The sequence below is a fragment of the Cellulomonas sp. URHE0023 genome (genome assembly GCF_000688475.1).
Lineage (GTDB): Bacteria > Actinomycetota > Actinomycetes > Actinomycetales > Cellulomonadaceae > Cellulomonas.
Window position 1 is genome coordinate 718,569 of record NZ_JIAN01000006.1, and the last position, 17,920, is coordinate 736,488.

At 72.7% G+C, this 17,920-nt stretch carries 18 protein-coding genes; 6 read left to right on the plus strand and 12 right to left on the minus strand.

Annotated features, from left to right (window positions below; all coding sequences use genetic code 11):
* Positions 1-7: 7 nt before the first annotated feature.
* Genes cydB through N553_RS0112510 form a run of 4 tightly spaced genes read left to right on the plus strand, consistent with a single transcriptional unit; the run spans position 8 to position 5,421 of the window.
* Entirely contained in the window at positions 8-1,075 is a 1,068-nt protein-coding gene (cydB, locus tag N553_RS22515; RefSeq protein ID WP_034621854.1) for a cytochrome d ubiquinol oxidase subunit II, read from the plus strand.
* A complete protein-coding gene (cydD, locus tag N553_RS22520) occupies positions 1,072-2,715 on the plus strand; it encodes a thiol reductant ABC exporter subunit CydD (RefSeq protein ID WP_034621856.1) in 1,644 nt (547 codons plus the stop codon). The genes cydB and cydD overlap by 4 nt, the downstream gene beginning before the upstream one ends.
* Positions 2,712-4,454 (plus strand): thiol reductant ABC exporter subunit CydC, encoded by a 1,743-nt coding sequence (gene cydC / locus N553_RS0112505; RefSeq protein WP_028046800.1) that lies wholly within the window; start codon positions 2,712-2,714, stop codon positions 4,452-4,454. Before cydD ends, cydC begins: the two co-directional genes overlap by 4 nt.
* 19 nt (positions 4,455-4,473) lie before the next feature.
* A complete protein-coding gene (locus N553_RS0112510; RefSeq protein WP_028046801.1) occupies positions 4,474-5,421 on the plus strand; it encodes an NAD(P)-dependent oxidoreductase in 948 nt (315 codons plus the stop codon).
* On the opposite strand, the gene mutM is transcribed toward N553_RS0112510, so the two are convergent.
* The 11 genes from mutM to N553_RS24310 form a co-directional block, all read right to left on the minus strand.
* Complete coding sequence (gene mutM / locus N553_RS0112515; RefSeq protein ID WP_028046802.1) at positions 5,418-6,308, minus strand: bifunctional DNA-formamidopyrimidine glycosylase/DNA-(apurinic or apyrimidinic site) lyase; 891 nt, start codon at positions 6,306-6,308, stop codon at positions 5,418-5,420. The two genes, N553_RS0112510 and mutM, sit on opposite strands and share 4 nt — an antisense overlap.
* Before the next feature lie 15 nt (positions 6,309-6,323).
* A complete protein-coding gene (gene rnc, locus N553_RS0112520; RefSeq protein ID WP_028046803.1) occupies positions 6,324-7,022 on the minus strand; it encodes a ribonuclease III in 699 nt (232 codons plus the stop codon).
* 49 nt (positions 7,023-7,071) lie between these two features.
* Positions 7,072-7,269, minus strand: a complete 198-nt coding sequence (gene rpmF / locus N553_RS0112525) for a 50S ribosomal protein L32 (RefSeq protein WP_028046804.1) — start codon at positions 7,267-7,269, stop codon at positions 7,072-7,074.
* 2 nt (positions 7,270-7,271) lie between these two features.
* The gene (locus tag N553_RS0112530) at positions 7,272-7,850 is read right to left on the minus strand and encodes a DUF177 domain-containing protein (protein ID WP_028046805.1); all 579 of its coding nucleotides are present in this window, start codon (positions 7,848-7,850) and stop codon (positions 7,272-7,274) included.
* Between the two features lie 110 nt (positions 7,851-7,960).
* The gene (locus tag N553_RS0112535) at positions 7,961-8,446 is read right to left on the minus strand and encodes a hypothetical protein (RefSeq protein ID WP_028046806.1); all 486 of its coding nucleotides are present in this window, start codon (positions 8,444-8,446) and stop codon (positions 7,961-7,963) included.
* Positions 8,443-8,931, minus strand: a complete 489-nt coding sequence (gene coaD, locus N553_RS0112540) for a pantetheine-phosphate adenylyltransferase (RefSeq protein WP_028046807.1) — start codon at positions 8,929-8,931, stop codon at positions 8,443-8,445. The genes N553_RS0112535 and coaD overlap by 4 nt, the downstream gene beginning before the upstream one ends.
* 119 nt (positions 8,932-9,050) lie before the next feature.
* Positions 9,051-9,626, minus strand: a complete 576-nt coding sequence (gene rsmD / locus N553_RS0112545; RefSeq protein WP_028046808.1) for a 16S rRNA (guanine(966)-N(2))-methyltransferase RsmD — start codon at positions 9,624-9,626, stop codon at positions 9,051-9,053.
* The gene (locus tag N553_RS0112550; RefSeq protein ID WP_028046809.1) at positions 9,623-11,239 is read right to left on the minus strand and encodes a DUF6297 family protein; all 1,617 of its coding nucleotides are present in this window, start codon (positions 11,237-11,239) and stop codon (positions 9,623-9,625) included. The genes rsmD and N553_RS0112550 overlap by 4 nt, the downstream gene beginning before the upstream one ends.
* On the minus strand, positions 11,236-11,925 hold the full coding sequence (locus N553_RS0112555) for an ABC transporter ATP-binding protein (protein WP_028046810.1): 690 nt from the start codon (positions 11,923-11,925) through the stop codon (positions 11,236-11,238). The genes N553_RS0112550 and N553_RS0112555 overlap by 4 nt, the downstream gene beginning before the upstream one ends.
* Before the next feature lie 51 nt (positions 11,926-11,976).
* Positions 11,977-14,298, minus strand: a complete 2,322-nt coding sequence (locus N553_RS0112560) for an ATP-dependent DNA helicase RecG (RefSeq protein ID WP_369796710.1) — start codon at positions 14,296-14,298, stop codon at positions 11,977-11,979.
* A gap of 2 nt (positions 14,299-14,300) precedes the next feature.
* Positions 14,301-15,794, minus strand: a complete 1,494-nt coding sequence (locus N553_RS24310; protein ID WP_231505254.1) for a DAK2 domain-containing protein — start codon at positions 15,792-15,794, stop codon at positions 14,301-14,303.
* 288 nt (positions 15,795-16,082) lie between these two features.
* Between N553_RS24310 and rpmB the strand changes: the two genes are divergently transcribed.
* Together rpmB and N553_RS0112575 are read left to right on the plus strand one after the other, a co-directional pair.
* Positions 16,083-16,274, plus strand: a complete 192-nt coding sequence (rpmB, locus tag N553_RS0112570; RefSeq protein ID WP_028046812.1) for a 50S ribosomal protein L28 — start codon at positions 16,083-16,085, stop codon at positions 16,272-16,274.
* An 86-nt stretch (positions 16,275-16,360) separates the two neighbouring features.
* Complete coding sequence (locus N553_RS0112575) at positions 16,361-16,885, plus strand: GNAT family N-acetyltransferase (protein ID WP_028046813.1); 525 nt, start codon at positions 16,361-16,363, stop codon at positions 16,883-16,885.
* Between the two features lie 48 nt (positions 16,886-16,933).
* On the opposite strand, the gene N553_RS0112580 is transcribed toward N553_RS0112575, so the two are convergent.
* Positions 16,934-17,911 (minus strand): thiamine-phosphate kinase, encoded by a 978-nt coding sequence (locus tag N553_RS0112580; RefSeq protein WP_028046814.1) that lies wholly within the window; start codon positions 17,909-17,911, stop codon positions 16,934-16,936.
* Positions 17,912-17,920: the final 9 nt, after the last annotated feature.

Sequence of the window (17,920 nt, forward strand, 5' to 3'; positions counted from 1 at the left end):
CCCAGCCATGGATCTGACCGTCGTCTGGTTCCTGCTCATCGCGGTCCTGTGGACCGGCTACCTCGTTCTCGAGGGGTTCGACTTCGGCGTCGGGATGCTCCTGGGGCTCCTGGCCCGGGGTGACCGGGACGCCCGTGACCGCGACCGACGGGTCATGATCAACACGATCGGACCCACCTGGGACGGCAACGAGGTGTGGCTCCTGACCGCAGGGGGCGCCACGTTCGCGGCGTTCCCCGAGTGGTACGCCACGATGTTCAGCGGCTTCTACCTGCCGCTGCTGCTGATCCTGCTCGCCCTCATCGTGCGTGTCGTCGCGTTCGAGTGGCGCGGCAAGATCAACGACGACCGCTGGCGATCCCTTGCCGACGGTGCGCTGATGGTCGGCTCCTGGGTGCCGGCGCTCCTGTGGGGCGTCGCCTTCGCCAACCTGGTCCGCGGCGTCGAGCTCGACGCGGACCACCAGTACGTCGGGGGGTTCTGGGCGCTGCTCAACCCGTTCGCGCTGCTCGGAGGCGCCACCACGCTGCTGATCTTCCTGACGCACGGCGCGGTGTTCCTGGCGCTGAAGTCCGACGGGGACATCCGGGAGCGGGCGGGCGCCTTCGCGGCCGGGTCCTCGATCCTGACCCTGGTCGTGGCCGGGTCCTGGGCGGTCTGGGCGCAGATCGCCTACTCGGTCGCGTGGACCTGGATCGCCGTCGCGGCCGCCGCCATCTCCCTCGCGGTCGTGGTCGTCGCAGCCCGGGGTCGCCGTGAAGGGCTCGCGTTCACGGCCTCGGCCGTCGCCATCGTCGCCGCAGTCGTGCTGATCTTCGGGTCGATGTACCCCGACGTCATGCCCGCGTTCGACCCGGCCAACTCGCTGACCATCGACAACGCGTCCTCGACCCACTACACGCTCACGGTGATGACGTGGGTCGCCGTGGTCCTGACCCCGATCGTCCTGCTCTACCAGGGCTGGACCTACTGGGTGTTCCGCAAGCGGATCTCCGCCACGAGCATCCCCGATCACACGGGCCTGACGTTCGACAAGGTCCCGCCACCCGAGCCTCAGCCGGTCGCCAAGGGGTGAGGCCGCTCGACCCGCGGCTGCTGCGGTACGCCCGTTCTGCCCGCGGCTACGTCGCACTCACCGCCGGGTTCGGCGTGCTCACCGCCACGCTGGTCGTGTGCCAGGCGCTGCTGCTGGCGCACGCGCTGGGTGGCGCTGTGCAGGACGGCGCCTCGCTCGCCTCACTGCGGCCGACGATCGCGTGGCTGGCGGTCGTCGTCGGCGCGCGAGCTCTCGTGACGTCCGGGCAGGAACGGTTCGCACACCGGGCCGCGACTGCGACGATCACGGAGCTGCGCGAGCAGGTGGTCGAGCACGCCGTCGCGCTCGGTCCCCGCTGGCTCGCGTCGGGGCACGGGCCGGCCGTCGTCACGCTGGCGACCCGTGGGCTGGACAACCTGCAGCCGTACTTCGTGCGGTACCTGCCCCAGCTCCTGCTCGCTGCGACCGTGACCCCGGGGGTCCTGCTCGTCGTGCTCGGGCTCGACTGGGTCTCGGCCGTGATCATGGTCTGCGTCCTGCCGCTGGTCCCGGTCTTCATGGTCCTCGTCGGCCGGCTCACGCAGGGACGGTCCGAACGCGGCCTGGTCACCATGCAGCACCTGGGCGCCCAGGTCCTGGACCTGCTGGCCGGTCTTGCGACCCTGCGCGCCCACGGTCGCGAGCGCGGGCAGGGGGCGCGGGTGCACGCCCTCGGTGACGCCCACCGGCGGGCCACGATGGGCACGCTCCGGATCGCCTTCCTGTCCGGGATGGTGCTCGAGCTGCTGACCACGCTGTCGGTCGCCCTGGTCGCGGTGGCGATCGGGCTCCGGCTGGTCGACGGCGAACTCGCCCTCACCACCGGGATCGCCGTGCTCGTCCTCGCACCGGAGGTCTTCCTGCCGTTGCGGCAGGTGGGTGCCCAGTTCCACGCAGCCGCCGACGGGGTCGCGGCCGCCGCGCAGGCGTTCGCGGTCCTTGAGATACCCGTCCCCGTGACCGGCACCGAACCGGCCCCCGACCTGCGCCGCGTCGTCCTCACGCTGGACGGGGTCAGCGTGAGGACGACGCACGGGCGCTCCCCCGCGGCGCTCGACCTCGACGTGCAGCCCGGGACCGTGGTTGCCCTGACCGGTCCGAGCGGCGCGGGCAAGACCACGGCCGTCGAGGTCCTGCTCGGCCTTGTTCGTCCCGACGAGGGTGCGGTGAAGGTCGGAACGCTCGACCTGGCCGACATCGACCCGACGTCGCTGTGGTCGCAGGTGTCGTGGCTCCCCCAACGCCCCGTCCTCGAGCCGGGGACCGTCGCGGCAGCCGTCGGCGGGGTGCACGACGCCGCGGCCGCGCTCACCGGTCTGGACGCCGTGCTCGAGACGTTGCCCGACGGCTGGCAGACCGAGCTCGGACGCGGGGGCGAAGGACTGAGCCTCGGACAGCGACAACGGGTCGCCCTCACCCGGGCACTCGTGTCCGACGCACCCCTGGTCATCCTCGACGAGCCGACCGCGCACCTGGATGCAGCCGGTGAGGCCGTCGTCCTCGACACGGTGCGGGTGCTGCGCGCGGCGGGCCGGACGGTGCTGCTGGTGGCGCACCGCCCGTCGCTGGTCGCCTGCGCCGACACCGTCGTCGAGGTCCGCAGCGACGCCGACGCCATGGACCCGGCGGTGCCCGCATGAGACCGCCCACGGGGACCCTGCGCCGCGCCGTCACGCTGCTCGACGTCGACCGTCGCCGCGTCGTGCTCGCCCTGCTGCTCGGCACGCTCGCGCTCGGCTGCGCGGTCGCGCTGGCCGGGACCGCTGCCTGGCTGATCGCGCGCGCCTCGCAGATGCCGCCCGTGCTCGCGCTCAGCGTCGCGACCGTCGCGGTCCGCGCGTTCGGCATCGGCCGCGGGGTCCTGCGCTACCTCGAGCGCCTCGTCTCGCACGACGTCGCCCTGCGGGGCATGACCCAGCTGCGCACCACGCTCTACGACAGGCTCGCGACGGGCCGCGCAGAGGCCGTCCTGCGGCTGCGCCGCGGCGACCTGCTGGCCCGGGTCGGAGCCGACGTGGACGCGGTCGGTGACGTCGTCGTACGCGGTCTGCTGCCGATCGGGGTCGCCGCCCTCCTCGGGCTGGTGACCTCGATCGTGATGTGCCTGTTCTGGCCTCCGGCAGGGCTCGCACTGGCCGCCTGCCTCGTGCTCGCGGGAGTCGCCGCACCGGCTCTGGCGTCGCGTGGCGCGAGGATCAGCGAGCAGCGCGCGGTGCAGGCGCACGCGGACATGACGGCGTCGGCACTCGGGCTCCTCGACGACGCCGGCCCGCTCCTGGTGTCCGGGCGCCTGCAGCGTGAGATGGATGCGCTCCGGGCAGCCGACACGCGGATCGCCGTCGCCACGGACGGCGGTGCACCGTCCGCCGCGCTCGCCGCGGGGCTCGGGCAGCTGGCCGTCGGTCTCGCGGTCCTCGCAGCCCTCCTGACGGGTATCCCGGCCGTCGGCTCGGGCCGGCTCGCCGCGGTCGACCTCGCAGTCGTCGTGCTCACGCCTCTGGCCGCGTTCGAGGCGACCGCACTGCTGCCGGCGGCGATGATCCAGGTGCACCGGTCCCGTGCTGCGGCCGCGCGGGTGCTCGCGCTGCTGGACGGCGGCGCCGGGCCGTCTCCGGTGCTCGACGACCCGCGACGACCGCTGCCGGACCTGGTGGCCGGCGACCTGACGTGCGCGTGGCCCGACGGACCGTCGGTCGTCGAGGGTCTCGACCTCACGCTGCGTCCCGGCCGGTCGGTCGCGATCGTCGGACCGTCGGGCACCGGCAAGACCACGACCCTACTGACCCTGGCCGGCCTGTTGCCCGCACGCTCGGGCACCCTTCGGCTCGACCGCGTCGACGTGTCCGACTACGGACGAGAGGCCGTCACGGCGACAGTCCTGGTGGGGACCGAGGACGCGCACGTGTTCGGCACCACGGTCCTGGAGAACCTCCGGGTCGCACGCGGCGACGTGACGCGCGACGAGGCCTCCGCGGTCCTCGAGCGCGTCGCCCTCGGAGGGTGGCTGACCGGCCTGCCGGACGGTCTCGACACCGTCCTCGGACCCGACGCGCGCACCGTCTCCGGGGGCGAACGCCGACGCCTTCTCGTGGCGCGAGCCCTGCTCTCGCCCGCACCCCTGCTGCTGCTCGACGAACCGGCCGAGCACCTCGATCCGGCCACCGCCGATGCGTTGGTGACCGACCTGCTGCGCGACCCCCGGGGCGTCGTCGTGGTGACGCACCGGTTGAGCCCGCTCGACGCCGCAGACGAGGTCCTGTGGCTCGACGGCGGTCACGTCCGCGCGCGCGGGACCCACGCGGACCTGCGACGCACCGTTCCCGGGTACCGGGCCGCGCTCGAGCTCGAGGGTGCGGGCGGAGCCGTCGCTCGCCCCTGACCGGTGGCATCGTTGCGGGGTGACCACGCTGCTGCTGCCCTCGTCGATGTCCGACTCGCCCACCGTCCCGGCCGACGTCCGCGTCGTCCGGTACGACATCTCCGAGCCGCTTCCTGACGACGTCCTCGACGCAGAGGCGCTCGTCGTGTGGGGCAACGGACACCGGCAGATGGCCGACGCGGCGCGTCGGCTGACGCGCCTGCGGTGGGTGCAGACGCTCGCTGCCGGCCCCGACTCGGCGCTCGCGGCCGGCTTCGCGCCCGAGGTGGTCATCACGTCCGGTCGAGGCCTGCACGACGGACCGGTCGCCGAGCACACGCTCGCGCTGCTGCTCGCGGCTGCGCGGCGGCTCCCCGAGTGCGTCCGCGCTCAGGACCAGCACCGGTGGGCGCACGAGCTCGGCGGTGTCCAGGAGTTCCGGCCCGGCCTGGAGTTCCGCAGCCTTGCGGGTTCGCGGGTGCTGGTCTGGGGTTTCGGGTCGATCGCCGCACGGCTCGCCCCGATGCTGACCGCGCTGGGCGCCGACGTCCAGGGCGTCGCCCGCAGCGCGGGCGACCGGCACGGCTACCCCGTCATCTCCACCTTCGACCTCCCCGACGCGCTCCCCCGCGCCGACGTCCTGGTGTCGCTGCTGCCTGCGACGCCTCAGAACGAGCGCGTGATCGACGGTGCGGTCTTCGACCTCCTCCCCGACCACGCCTTCGTCGTGAACGTGGGCCGCGGGTCGGTGCTCGACGAGACAGCGCTCCTCACCGCCATCCGTGACGGCCGGATCGCGGGTGCCGCTCTGGACGTCTTCGACACGGAGCCGTTGCCCGCCGACTCCCCGCTCTGGGCCGAACCCCGCATCCTGGTCACGCCGCATGCGGCGGGCGGACGGCCCCTCGGTGCAGGCGCGTTGGTGAGCGAGAACCTCGTCGCGCTGTTGTCCGGTGGTGACCTGAGGAACGTCGTTCCGCGCAGCTAGAAACGGCCGTTCCGCGGCCGTGGCTGGCAGTGCGGGCACGAGTACGACGAGCGGTTCATGAACTCGTCCCGCCGGACCGCCGTGCCGCAGCGGGGGCACGGTCGCCCCTCCTGGCCGTAGACCTTCAGCGACCGGTCGAAGTACCCCGAGTTCCCGTTGACGTTCACGTAGAGGGCGTCGAAGCTCGTGCCGCCCTGCTCGAGCGCCTCGGTCATGACCTCGCGGGCACCGGCCAGCGCGCGCTCCACCTCGGCGACCCGCAGCGTCTCGGTAGGTCTCGCGTAGTGCAGCTGCGCCCGCCAGAGGCCCTCGTCGGCGTAGATGTTGCCGATCCCCGAGACGAGGGTCTGGTCGAGCAGCGCGCGCTTGATGCCGGTCTTCCGGCGGCGTACCGCCCTGACCAACGCGCCGTGGTCGAGCGACGGGTCGAGCAGGTCGCGGGCGATGTGCTCGACGGGCTCAGGAACCACCGGGCGCTCGGAGCCGTACCCACCGGGCTCGCCGTCGGCCGTCGGCGCCAGGTCCGGGACGCTCAGGTGCCCGAACGTGCGCTGGTCGATGAAGTCCAGGTAGCCGTCGTCGAGCGTGAGCCGCACCCGCAGGTGCGGATGGTCGACGGGCTCGGCACGCACGAGCAGCTGACCGCTCATGCCGAGGTGGGCCATCAGGGCGTCGTCGTGGTCGTCCAGGAGCAGCCAGAGGAACTTGCCGCGGCGCACGGCCGCCTCGAGGCGTCTTCCGGTGAGCCGACCAGCGAAGTCGAGGGGGCCGCCGACGTGCCGACGGACGCTGTAGTCGCGGTGGACCTCGACCTTCGACACCGTGCGACCCAGCACGTGCCGTGCCAGTCCGTCGCGGACGGTCTCGACCTCGGGCAGCTCGGGCACGTCAGGCTTGCGGGGTCAGTCCTGCGCCGAGCGCAGGTCCTCGAGCGCACGGTACGCGTCGGCCGCAGCGTCCTGCTCGGCCACCTTCTTGGCCCGGCCGACACCGACGCCGCGAGCGACGCCGTCGACGACGGCACGCGCTGTGAACGTGCGGGCGTGGTCTGGGCCTTCACCGTCCACGTCGTAGACGGGTGCCCCCAGTCCCATGGCCGCCGACAGCTCCTGCAGCGACGTCTTCCAGTCCAACCCAGCACCCAGGTCCGCGGCTGCCACGAGCGACGGGCCGACGAGCCGCTCGACCAGCGCGCGAGCGGTCTCGAGGCCGTGCGACAGGTACACGGCGCCGAACACCGCCTCGAGGGTGTCCGAGAGGATCGAGTCCTTCTCCGCTCCGCCTGTGGACAGCTCGCCCTTGCCGAGGAGAACGAAGCTGCCCAGGTCGAGCGCGCGGGCAACCACCGCCAGCGCGCGCTGGGACACCGTGGCCGCCCGCATCTTCGCGAGGGACCCCTCGGAGAGCCCGGGGTGCGTCCGGTAGAGCGACTCGGTGACGACCAGGCCGAGCACGCTGTCTCCGAGGAACTCGAGCCGCTCGTTGGTGGGCAGCCCGCCCGCCTCGTGCGCGAACGAACGGTGCGTCAGGGCAAGCACGAGAAGCTCGGGGTCCAGGTGGACCCCGAGCTTCTCGAGAAGCTGGTCAGCCGTGGCACTCATACCGGTCCTCCGGTCATCGGGTGCACTACAGCCTCTGCCAGCGACGTGCTCAGCGAACCTCGAACTCGGTCCGGACTGCCTCGGCGTACGAGCGGTCCTTGTACGTGCCGCACGACGGGCAGGCCGTGTGAGGCATCTTGTTCGCCTTGCACTTCGGGCACGTGTGGAGCGTCGTGGCAGTGGTCTTCCACTGCGACCGACGCGCACGGGTGTTGCTGCGCGACATCTTGCGCTTCGGAACAGCCACGGCTAGCTCTCTTTCGTCTCGTCGTTCGAGCCCACGAGGCCGCCCAGAGCGGCCCAGCGAGGATCAAGCGTCTCATGCGAATGGTCAGGGTCGTCCGCCAGACGTGCACCACACTCGGAGCACAGACCTGGGCAGTCGGGCGTGCACAACGGCTGGAACGGCAGAGCCGGCACGACCGCGTCTCGCAGCGCAGGCTCCAGGTCGATCAGATCGCCCTCGAGCTCACGCACGTCCTCCTCGTCATCTCCGTCCTCCGCCGCGACGGCCGCGCGCTCGGGATACACGTAGAGCTCCGTGAGCTGGACATCGACATCCTCGATGACCTCGCCCAGGCAGCGCACGCACTCCCCGATCGCCCGACCACGGACGGATCCGGTGACCAGGACCCCCTCCATGACCGCCTCGAGCCGAAGATTCAGCTCGACGTCGTTCCCGGTGGGGACGCCGATCACGTCAGTACCGAGATCCTCCGGGGCAGCCACGGTGCGCTGCACGGTCCGCGTCGATCCTGGACGTCGGCCGAGCTCGTGCGTATCGAGCACGAACGGCGAACGAGGATCGAGGTGAACAGGGCGCTGCACGGCCAGGGTCCCCTCGTTGATCTCGGTCCGTGCCATGAGCGGCAGAACCAACGGACAACTCTACGGCACAGGTCACGGGCCACCCAAATCGTGCCGGAGTGGCGGACGTCTCACTCCGCACCCAGCCGCCCTGCAAGCTTCGCGCGTCCCGCCTGCACCTGACCGAGCACCTTGCCCAGGTCGATCTCGAAGTCGGCCAGACGTCGGTCGCAGTAGTCGTCAGCGTCCCGCTGGAGGCGCTCGACGGTCTCCTCTGCCTCGGCCAGCAGCTGCGCGGCCCGCTCCTGCGCGGCGAGCACGACGGCCTCCTGGTCCACGAGGGCGGCGGCCTCGCGGCGCGCCCTCGCGAGGATCTCGTCCGCCCCTGCCTGGGCCTCGGCACGCGCGGCCGCGGCATCGGCCAGGACCTGGTCCGCGCGCGTGAGCTGGGTGGGCAGCACGTCGCGCGCCTGCTCGACCAGATCGAGCAGCTCGGCGCGGTTGACCAGCACGGAGGACGACATGGGCATGGCTCGCGCCGTCGAGACCGCCGTGGCGATCGCCTCCAGGACGCCGGTCAACCCCTCGGGGCGCGTCGTCGGATCCTCTTCGGTCATGTTCCGTCCCTTCGTCCCAGTGCATCGCGCACCGCGTCCCCCACGCCTGCAGGGACCAGGTCCTCGATGTCCCCTCCGTACCGCGCAACGTCCTTGACCAGCGACGACGCTATGTGAGCGAGCGCCGGGTCACCCACCACGAACACGGTCTCCACCCCAGAAAGGTGCCGGTTCATGAGCGCCATGGGCAGCTCCGCGTCGAAGTCGGCGCCCCCGCGCAGGCCCTTGACGACGGCGTTGGCGCGCACCTCCCGAAGGAAGTCGGCCAGCAACGCGGTCACGGGTTCGACCCGCACGCCGTCGATCCCGTCGACGGCCGCACGAGCGAGCGCGACGCGCACGTCCACCCCCAGCAGCGCGGACTTCGAGGAGTTCGACGCGATGCCGACGACGACCTCGTCGAACATGGACCGTGCACGGCGGACCACGTCGACGTGTCCGAGGGTGATCGGGTCGTACGACCCGGGGCACACGGCGATGGTCACCTCGTCAGGGTAGGGCAGCGTGTGCGCCAGGTCGCGACCACACGCGGCGCCCCTGCCGTCGGGCCATGGACGCGTCGCTCGGTGCGGCTCGGACCGTGCAGCGCCGACGACAGGCGGCCCTAGGCGGACACTGCCCCACCGTCCTGCACGGGTCCGGCTGACGCCTCCGCGAACCACATCACCGTGTCGCCGTACGCACGACGGTCGAAGCGGACCAGGGCGGCAGGCCAGGCCGGCTCGGGCGAGCGCCGTGCGCGTTCGACCACCAGCACCCCGTGCGGGGAGAGCGCCAGGGGTGCCAGGACCGCAGCGAGATCTGCTTCGGTCACGTCGTACGGGGGGTCGACGAGGACGAGGTCCCACGTCGCCGGCCGCTGCACGAACCGGTCCGCCTTGTCGGCGGCCACTACGACCCGGTCCTGGAGACCGACGGCGGCGACGTTGCGACGGCACACCTCGGCCGCGTCGCGTGCCGAGTCGACGAGGGTCACGTGCGCAGCCCCGCGGCTGGCCGCCTCGATGCCCAGGGCGCCCGACCCTGCGTAGAGATCGAGGACGCGCGCACCGTCGACGACGTCGAGGTGCTCGAGCCGGGAGAACAGCGCCTCGCGAACACGTTCGCTCGTCGGCCGCGTGCCTGTACGGGGTACCTGCAGGATCCGGCCACCGACCGAGCCGGCCACGACCCGTGTCACCGTGCAGCACCCGCCTTGGCGTTGTCCTGGGCATCCATCATCCGCTCCATGAGGGAGCCCTTGGCGATCGACGAGGCGACGGCGAACGCGATGCTGGACAGGGCGACCTGGGCGACGATCAGCGGTGTGTTGATCGTGCGCAGGAGCACCGCGATCCACACCGGCAGCAGGCACAGCACCACGAGGTCCGGACCACGCGCCAGCACCGAGGCGACCCCGGTGGGCAGGGCACCCATGGGCGTCGAGACGAGTGCTCCACCCCAGTCCGGGGCCGGCCGGTACGACGACCGGACAGCCGCAGCCGCCCACACCGGCGTCGAGAGGACTCCCAGGGCGATCCAGTTCGGCACGTCCGAGGCCCAGCGCCCCACGGCCGCGAACGCGACGACCGACCAGAGCAGCATCGCCGCGGCGGGCACGATCATCCGCAGCCGCCGGACGGTCTGCGCATCGATGGGCAGGAGCCTGTCGAGTATGGGGGCCATTTCCGCGCGGCGTGCTCCCTCGCCCGTGGCGCTCATGGCGACGTATCCCGCGACCAGGATGGACAGCAGGACGCCGAACGGGCTCGCGAGCTCTGGGACGGTGCTGACCAGGACCGGGACCAGCGCGGCGACGACCAGCTGGACGACGTGCCGGGCCGAACGTCGTAGGACCACAAGGTCGGCGGTGACCAGCGCGGTGGCCGGACCCCGGGCGGTGCGCAGCCTCGACGTCCAGCGGCGTACCGGCGCCGCTGCGCCGTCGGTGAGCGCCCGACCGAGCTCGCGTGAGTCCATGGAGACGACGGCACCGGCGGCCTGCGTGGCCACCGAGCCGCTCTCCCGCAGCGTGTTCGCCGGGATCCGGCCCAGCCGGGAGTCCAGCAGGAACGCGAGACCGACCACGACGAGCAGCAGCAGGACGACCAGCCACCACGGCGGGCCGGGCACGGCGTCCGCGGACCAGCCCCACGAGGCAAGGACGACGGCCGCGACCGGCGCGAGGAACAGCAGCCCGTCACCGACGAGCGCGATCGCCCGTCGCGAGACGCTCGCCGACTGGCCGACACCTGCGACCAGAACGATCCCCGCCGCGACGAGTGCTGCCGCCGAGGCGACCCGTGCGACGCGCGATCCCTCGTCAGCGAGCAGCCCGGCGTCCAGGAGGGCGACGATCACCGCGCCGACGAAGCCGGCCAGAAGCGGCAGCCGCCTCGCGGCCGGGCGCAGGAGACCGCGGCGGTCGACCGGCAGACCGAGCCACCAGGCGGCCTCCGCACCGCCGGCACCGACCGGACCGAGCCGCCCCGCGAGCGAGAGCACGACACCCGCCAGCGCGATGAGGATGACGATCACGAGGCTGGCGAGGCTCAGGCTCATCGGGCTGCTGATGTCCGGCTCCGGCGGGAGCGCCACGCGCATCGCCTGGGACGCCCCGAGGGCCACGCCGATGCTGATGGCGAGGCTGATGACGGCGTAGTAGACATCCCCGAGCAGCGACCCGATCGTCGCGTCGCTCCGCACGCTCGCCGCCTGGGCGGTGTACTTGCGGATGCTCTTGGCCCGCGGGATCGGGCTGAGCTCGAACGGCTGGACGGCCGGCTCGTCCTCGACCTGGTCGTCCACGGTCACGGGTTCTCCCGCGAGATCAGGTCCGCGGCCTGGTCGGCCGGGAGCAGCTTCGAGACCTCGTCCGAGACGTGCACCGCACGGTCGGCGACCGCTCGCAGCAGGTCGGGATCGTGGGTCGCGACGAGCACCGCGCCACCGGCCTTCTTCTCGGCGACGATCCGGGCCGCGAGGCGGTCGCGCATGCCACGGTCGAGCCGCTGCTCGGGCTCGTCGAGGACCAGCAACGAGCGGGGCCTGACGAAGCCTGCCGCGAGCAGCAGGCGGCGGCGCTGGCCGGACGAGAGAGCCACCGGGAGCGACCTCGCGTGGTCGGCCAGCCCGAACTCGGCGAGCAGCTCCGCGACCACGGCGTCCGCCCCTCGCACGCCGTGACCGCGAGCGGTCAGGTAGAGGTGCTCGGACACGGTGAGCGCCGGGAAGTACGCGTCGTCGTCGAGAACGCTCGCCACCTTGGTGCGGAAGCCGACGTCGCGCTCGTCGACCTTGGCGCCGAAGACCTGCAGCGCACCCCCGGACGGTTCGAGCAGACCGATGACGGCACGCAGCACGGTCGACTTGCCCGAACCGTTGGCGCCGACGAGCGCGATGACCTTTCCGGGCGCGAGCGTGAACGTGACCGGGGCACAGACGGGTGCGCCGCCATAGCCGACGAGCAGGTCCTTGGCGCTGATGACGGGCTTCGACACGCTCGCCAGCGTATCTGCGCCAGATGTGCCGACGCGCCGCGGTCCGGCACGTCAGGTCCTACCCAGGAACTCCTCGCGACCGTCTGCCAGCTGGTCCTCGATCGCTCCGCGCAGTGCCGGCCACGGCGTGAGCTCGGGGTCGGCGTCGACGAGCCCCCTGGCGTCGTCTCGCGCACGGTCGATCACGGCGCCGTCGCTGACCACGCGCAGGAACCGCAGGGCACCCCGGCGACCCGACTGGGCCGCGCCCAGGACGTCACCCTCGCGGCGCAGCAGGAGGTCGACGCGGGCGAGCTCGAAGCCGTCCGTGGTCGCCGCGAGCGCCTCGAGCCGCTGTGTGGCCGTGCTGCCGTCCGGGGCGCCGGAGACGAGCAGGCAGATCCCGGGCTCCCGTCCGCGCCCGATCCGGCCGCGCAGCTGGTGCAGCTGCGACAGTCCGAAGACGTGCGCGTCCAGGACGACCATCACGGTCGCCGCCGGCACGTCGACGCCGACCTCGATGACCGTCGTCGAGACCAGCACCGGGGTGGCGCCGGACGCGAAGTCTGCGATCGCCCGGTCCTTCTCCTCGCCGGACATCCGGCCGTGCAGCACACCGACCGCCGCTCCCCCGAGCCGGTCGTCCTGGCGCAGCGTCTCGACGACCTCCAGGACCGCGCGCAGCGGACGTTTCGGCGGTCTCGCGCCCGCCGTGGTCGCCTGGGCGACGGTCGTGGCCTCGTCGTCGTCCAGGTAGAGGTCGTCGCCGTCGTCCTCGTTGGTGAGCGCGTCGTCGTCGGGGTCGATCCGCGCGCACACGACGAACGCCCGCCCACCGCGTGCGACCTCCTCGCCGACCCTGCGCCACGTCCGGTCCATCCAGGCCGGGCTGTCCACGGGCACCACGTGGGTCGTGATCCCGCTGCGGCCCGACGGGACCTCGCGAAGCTCCGAGATCTCAAGCTCTCCGAAGACCGTCATCGCGACGGTCCGTGGGATCGGGGTGGCCGTCGTGACCAGCAGGTGCGGGGCGTTCTTCGCCTTCGCGAGGAGCGCACCTCGCTGCTCGACGCCGAACTTGTGCTGCTCGTCGATCACGACGAGCCCGAGGTCCGCGAACTGCACGGGGCTCGACAGGAGCGCGTGCGTGCCCACGACGATCCCGGCCTGCCCGCTCGCAGCGTCGAGCAGGTTGGTCTTGCGTTCTGCGGCTCCCTGCGCGCCCGTCAGCAGCGCCACGCGGGTGCCGATCTCGGAGCCGCCGAGCATCCCGCCCTCGGCGAGCTCGCCGAGCAGCGTGCGCAGCGTGCGGACGTGCTGGGCGGCGAGCACGGAGGTCGGCGCGAGCATGACGGCCTGCCCGCCCGCGTCGATGACCTGGAGCATCGCCCGCAGAGCGACGACGGTCTTGCCTGAGCCCACCTCCCCCTGCAGCAGCCGCTGCATCGGGCGGTCGAGTGCCAGGTCGTCGCCGATCTGCGCTCCGGCCAGCACCTGACCGGGCGTCAGGTCGAACGGCAGCCGGGCGTCGAACGCCTCCAGCAGCCCACCTGCCCGCGGCGGGCGCGCCGTCGAGGCCTCCCGCTGGGCCCTGGCACGCCTGCGGGCGAGCTCGGCCTGCAGCACGAACGCCTCCTCGTACCGCAGCCGAGCCTGTCCACGGTGGACGTCGGTCTCCTCGCGCGGGACGTGCACGTCGCGGAGCGCTTTGAGGCGCGACCCGAGGCCGCGCGCCTCGCGGATCTCGGGTGGCACGGGGTCCGGGACGTCCGCCTCGGTCAGCGGGTCGAGGACCTTGCGCAGCGTCGCGCGGATCGACTCCGAGTCGAGGCCCTTGGTGGCGGGGTAGATGGGGATCGGCCACTCCGCCTCCTCCATCGCCCGCGCCTCGTCCTCGACGCTGCCCAGGATCTGGTAGACGGGGTTCGCAAGCTGCAGGCGGCCGTTGAACACGTTGATCTCCCCGGAGAAGAGCCCGAGCTCGCCCACGGCCAGCCGCCCGAGGTGCCAGGTGGCGATGCCCTCGTTCGCGGTGAAGATCACCAGGCTCAGTGAGCGGTTCCCGTCCGTGATCGTCGCCTCGACCCGGGGTCGTCCGGTTCTCGCGGCGTGCTTCATCTGCGCGCCGCGCACCCGGGCGATCAGCGCGACGTTGAGCCCGATCGCGAGGCTCGCGATGTCCGTGACCTCGCGCGAGTCCGCGTACCGCCAGGGGTAGTGCACCAGGAGGTCGGCCTTGGTGACGATGCCGAGGGTCGCGAACTTCTTCAGGTCTGCCGCGTTCTTGGCCGGGACCGGTTCCCTCATCGGGTCGACGTCCGTGTGCACGCTGTCGTCGTAGACCAGGCCGCTGCGGGTCCTGGGCGCGCGCCGTGCTCCCGGCGACTCGGCCACGATCAGTCCAGCCCGATCTGGACCGCCGGTCCGCGACCCGTCGGGCCGACGACCGTGGGCTCCACACCCGGGTGGTGCTCAGCGAGGTAGTCGGTCAACCCGTCGAGCGCCTGACCGGGATCCCGGACGAGGACGGTGAGGCTCTCGACGGGACCGCTCGCGGACACCAGCAGGAGGTCGACCGCGTCACGCACGGCCAGGGCCGTCGCAGGGGCGTCGAGCTGGACGGAACGCAACCGCCCGAGCGCCTGCTGTGCGGCGGCCGGCCCGGCGTCCGCGGCCGTGGCCAGAGCGAGCGCCGCGACAGCCACCCGCAGCTCGTCGCGTGCATCGAGGGGCTCGACGTGGGGATGAGTCGCGACGAGCCCGGCCAGCTCGTCGTCACCGACCGCGTCACCGGGGAGGACCGCGACCCGCGACGCCCCCGTGTCCGTCACGGCCCGCTGGAGGTGCCGCACGGAGATGGGCACCTCCGGGCAGCGCACCACCGTGACCGCGCCCGCCGACGCGTACCAGGCGGCCAGCTCGGGCGACCTGGTGCAGACCACGACACCGCACCGGTCGGCGTCGGCCTGCACCGAGGACGCGTGGGCCGCGGCGACCAGGCGCACGAGCACCTGCTCGCGGCGGCCCACGCCTGCTGCGGCGATCGCAGCGGCGGGGTCGTCCGTGTGGACGTGCACATGCCACGTCCCCTCACCGCCGACGACAGCGACCGAGTCGCCGAGCGCGGCCATCGCGGTGTGCAGGGGGACGTCGAGGTCGACGCCCACGCTGGAGACCAGGAGCATGACCTCGAACGCACCACCCGCCGGTTCCTCGGGCCACGGGTGCGTGGGGGGCGACGGCAACCACGCGAGGGAGTCGCCCTCCGCCGGCTCCTCGCCGGCGACGACCCGTGCCAGGGCGTCAAGGACCACCAGGAGCGCGCACGCACCCGCGTCGAGGACGCGTGCGGCACGCAGGACGGGGTGCTCGGCGCTGATCTCGACGAGGGCCATGCGCGCGTCGGCGACGACCGAGCCCAGCATCGTCTCCAGGTCCGCCCCTGCGTCTGCGGCCGTCGCCGCGCTGCGGGCGACGGTGTCCGCGAGCGTGAGGACGGTGCCCTCCTGCGGCTCCTGCATCGCTCCGCGGGCCGCTCGAGCCGCAGCTCGCAGGCTCCGGGCGACGTCGGCGCCGTCGGGGTGCGCGGGCAGCGCGTGGGCGAACCCGGTCAGGTACTGGCTCACGATGACACCGGAATTGCCGCGCGCGGACCGCATGGCACCTCGGGCGAACACGCGAGCGACGTCCTGGACGCCCTCTCCCGCGACGGCCGGCTCGGCATCGAGCGCCTCGACGCCGCCTGCCACGGTGAGCAGCACGTTCGTCCCGGTGTCCGCGTCGGGCACCGGGAACACGTTGACCGCGTCGATCCGCTCTCGTGTTCCCGCCAGCGCGGCGTGCGACGCGTGCGCCCATGCGCGCACCACCCCTGCCTCGAGCCGCTCCACCGCACCTCCGTCGACCTCGTCCACCATCTGGCGGTCTGCCGAAGGACCGCTCGGCGCGAGCAGTCCTTGCGGGCACCACCTTGCAGCATCGGACCCACATTTTGGGTCGGCGTGCCAGATGGGCTAGTCTTGACCGGTTGCCCGACCAGGTCGGGCACTGGTGGTGCCCCGCAGCGGCCCCCGAATCCACTTTCGGAGTCGGCGTCGCTCGTGCGCTCTCGCCCACGAACGACCCAAGACTTCGCCGCACATGCGGCTGATGACCGTACAGAGCAACAGGAGAAGACCGTGGCTGCCAACTGCGACGTCTGCGCCAAGGGCCCGAACTTCGGGCACAGCATCTCGCACTCGCACGTGCGCACGAAGCGGCGCTGGAACCCGAACATCCAGCGCGTGCGTGCCGTCGTCGCGGGGACGCCCAAGCGTCTCAACGTGTGCACGTCGTGCCTCAAGGCCGGCAAGGTGCAGCGCGCCGTCTGACGTCTACCAGACCAACGGCGAAGGCCCGCGAGGTTGTCACCTCGTGGGCCTTCGCCATGTCCGATCCGTGTGGCAGGGTGACGTCCATGGTCGAGCAGCTGGACGACGTGACGATCCGCCCCGCCGCCGAGGGTGACGCCGCAGGGATCGCCAGGGTGCACGTGAGGTCGTGGCAGGAGGCGTACGCGGGCATCGTGCCCGAGGCGTACCTCGCCTCCCTGGACGTGGACCAGCGCGCGCACGAATGGGCGTCGTACCTCAGTGAGGGCCCGTCGGACCAGGTGCTCACCTGGGTCGCGGTCGCCCGGGACCACGTGGTCGGGTTCGTGACCGTGGGACCGAGCCGCGACGAGGACGCAGCCCGCGGCGACCGGGAGATCTACTCCATCTACCTGGACCCCGGCACCTGGGGGCACGGCGTCGCCCGAGACCTCATGCGCACCGTCATCGCCGCCGTCGGCCCCACCACGCCGATCAGCTTGTGGGTCCTGGCCGACAACGAGCGCGCGCGGCATTTCTACCGGCGTCACGGCTTCCAGGCGGACGGGGTCGACCGCTACGACGACGTGGGCGGCGCGAGCCTCCTCGAGGTCCGCTACCGACGCGGCTGACCGGTCCCAGCACCGACGGGGATTCCCCTGGACGTCTCGGCTGACCTGTCAGCGTCCCCCGAAGTGGTCCCACCCGGAGGTCGGAGACGCCGGCGCACCGTCGACCAGCACCGAGGGGGCCCCCTCCCGGACCGACCCGATCGTCCGGAACCCCGGCGGCAGGGCCACGTCCGGAGGGAACGTCGCGAGCAGGCCATGGTCCTCGCCACCGTCGAGCACCCAGCGGTGCGCTGACGCACCCAGAGCCGTGGCGGCGTGAGAGAGCCGCTCGACGTCGTCGGGGAACGCGGTCGCGGGCCCGTCGAGGGCCAGGACCACACGGCTTGCTCGTGCCAACCGACCCGCGTCGCGCAGGAGCCCGTCCGACACGTCCATCATCGCCGTGGCGCCGGCCAGCGCCGCAGCGGGACCGGCGGCCAGCGGAGATGCGGGATGCAGGTAGGCACCGACGAGCCCGTGGTCCAGCTCGAGACGGTCCGCGTCCAGCAGCGCAAGACCGGCCGCCGACCAGCCCGCCACACCCGCGTGGGCGACGACATCACCCGGTCGGGCGCCCGAGCGGACCACGGGGGCCCGTCCGTCGAGGTCGCCGTGCGCGGTCACGGCGACGACGACCGCGGGTCCCCCGGACAGGTCACCACCGACGACCCCCACACCCTGAGGTCCGCACTCGTGCGCCAACCCCCGTGCGAGGCCCTCGACCCACGAGACAGGCAGCTCGGCGGGGATGACCAGCGCGACCACGAGGCTCGTGGTCCGCGCTCCCATCGCGGCCACGTCGGCGAGGTTCTGCACTGCTGCGCGTCGGCCCACGTCCTGCCCCGAGGACCAGGCGCGCCGGAAGTGCCGGTCCTCGACGAGCACGTCGGTGGTCACGACGAACCGGCCGTCCGGTGCCGCGACGACCGCTGCGTCGTCGCCCGGCGGCAGGAGCGTGTCCAGGCCCCGCGGCAGCAGGGGGAAGATCCGCGCGAGGAGCTCCTCCTCGGACAGCTCCGAGACGAGTGGGCGGTCGCTCGTGGTCACCCGGACACG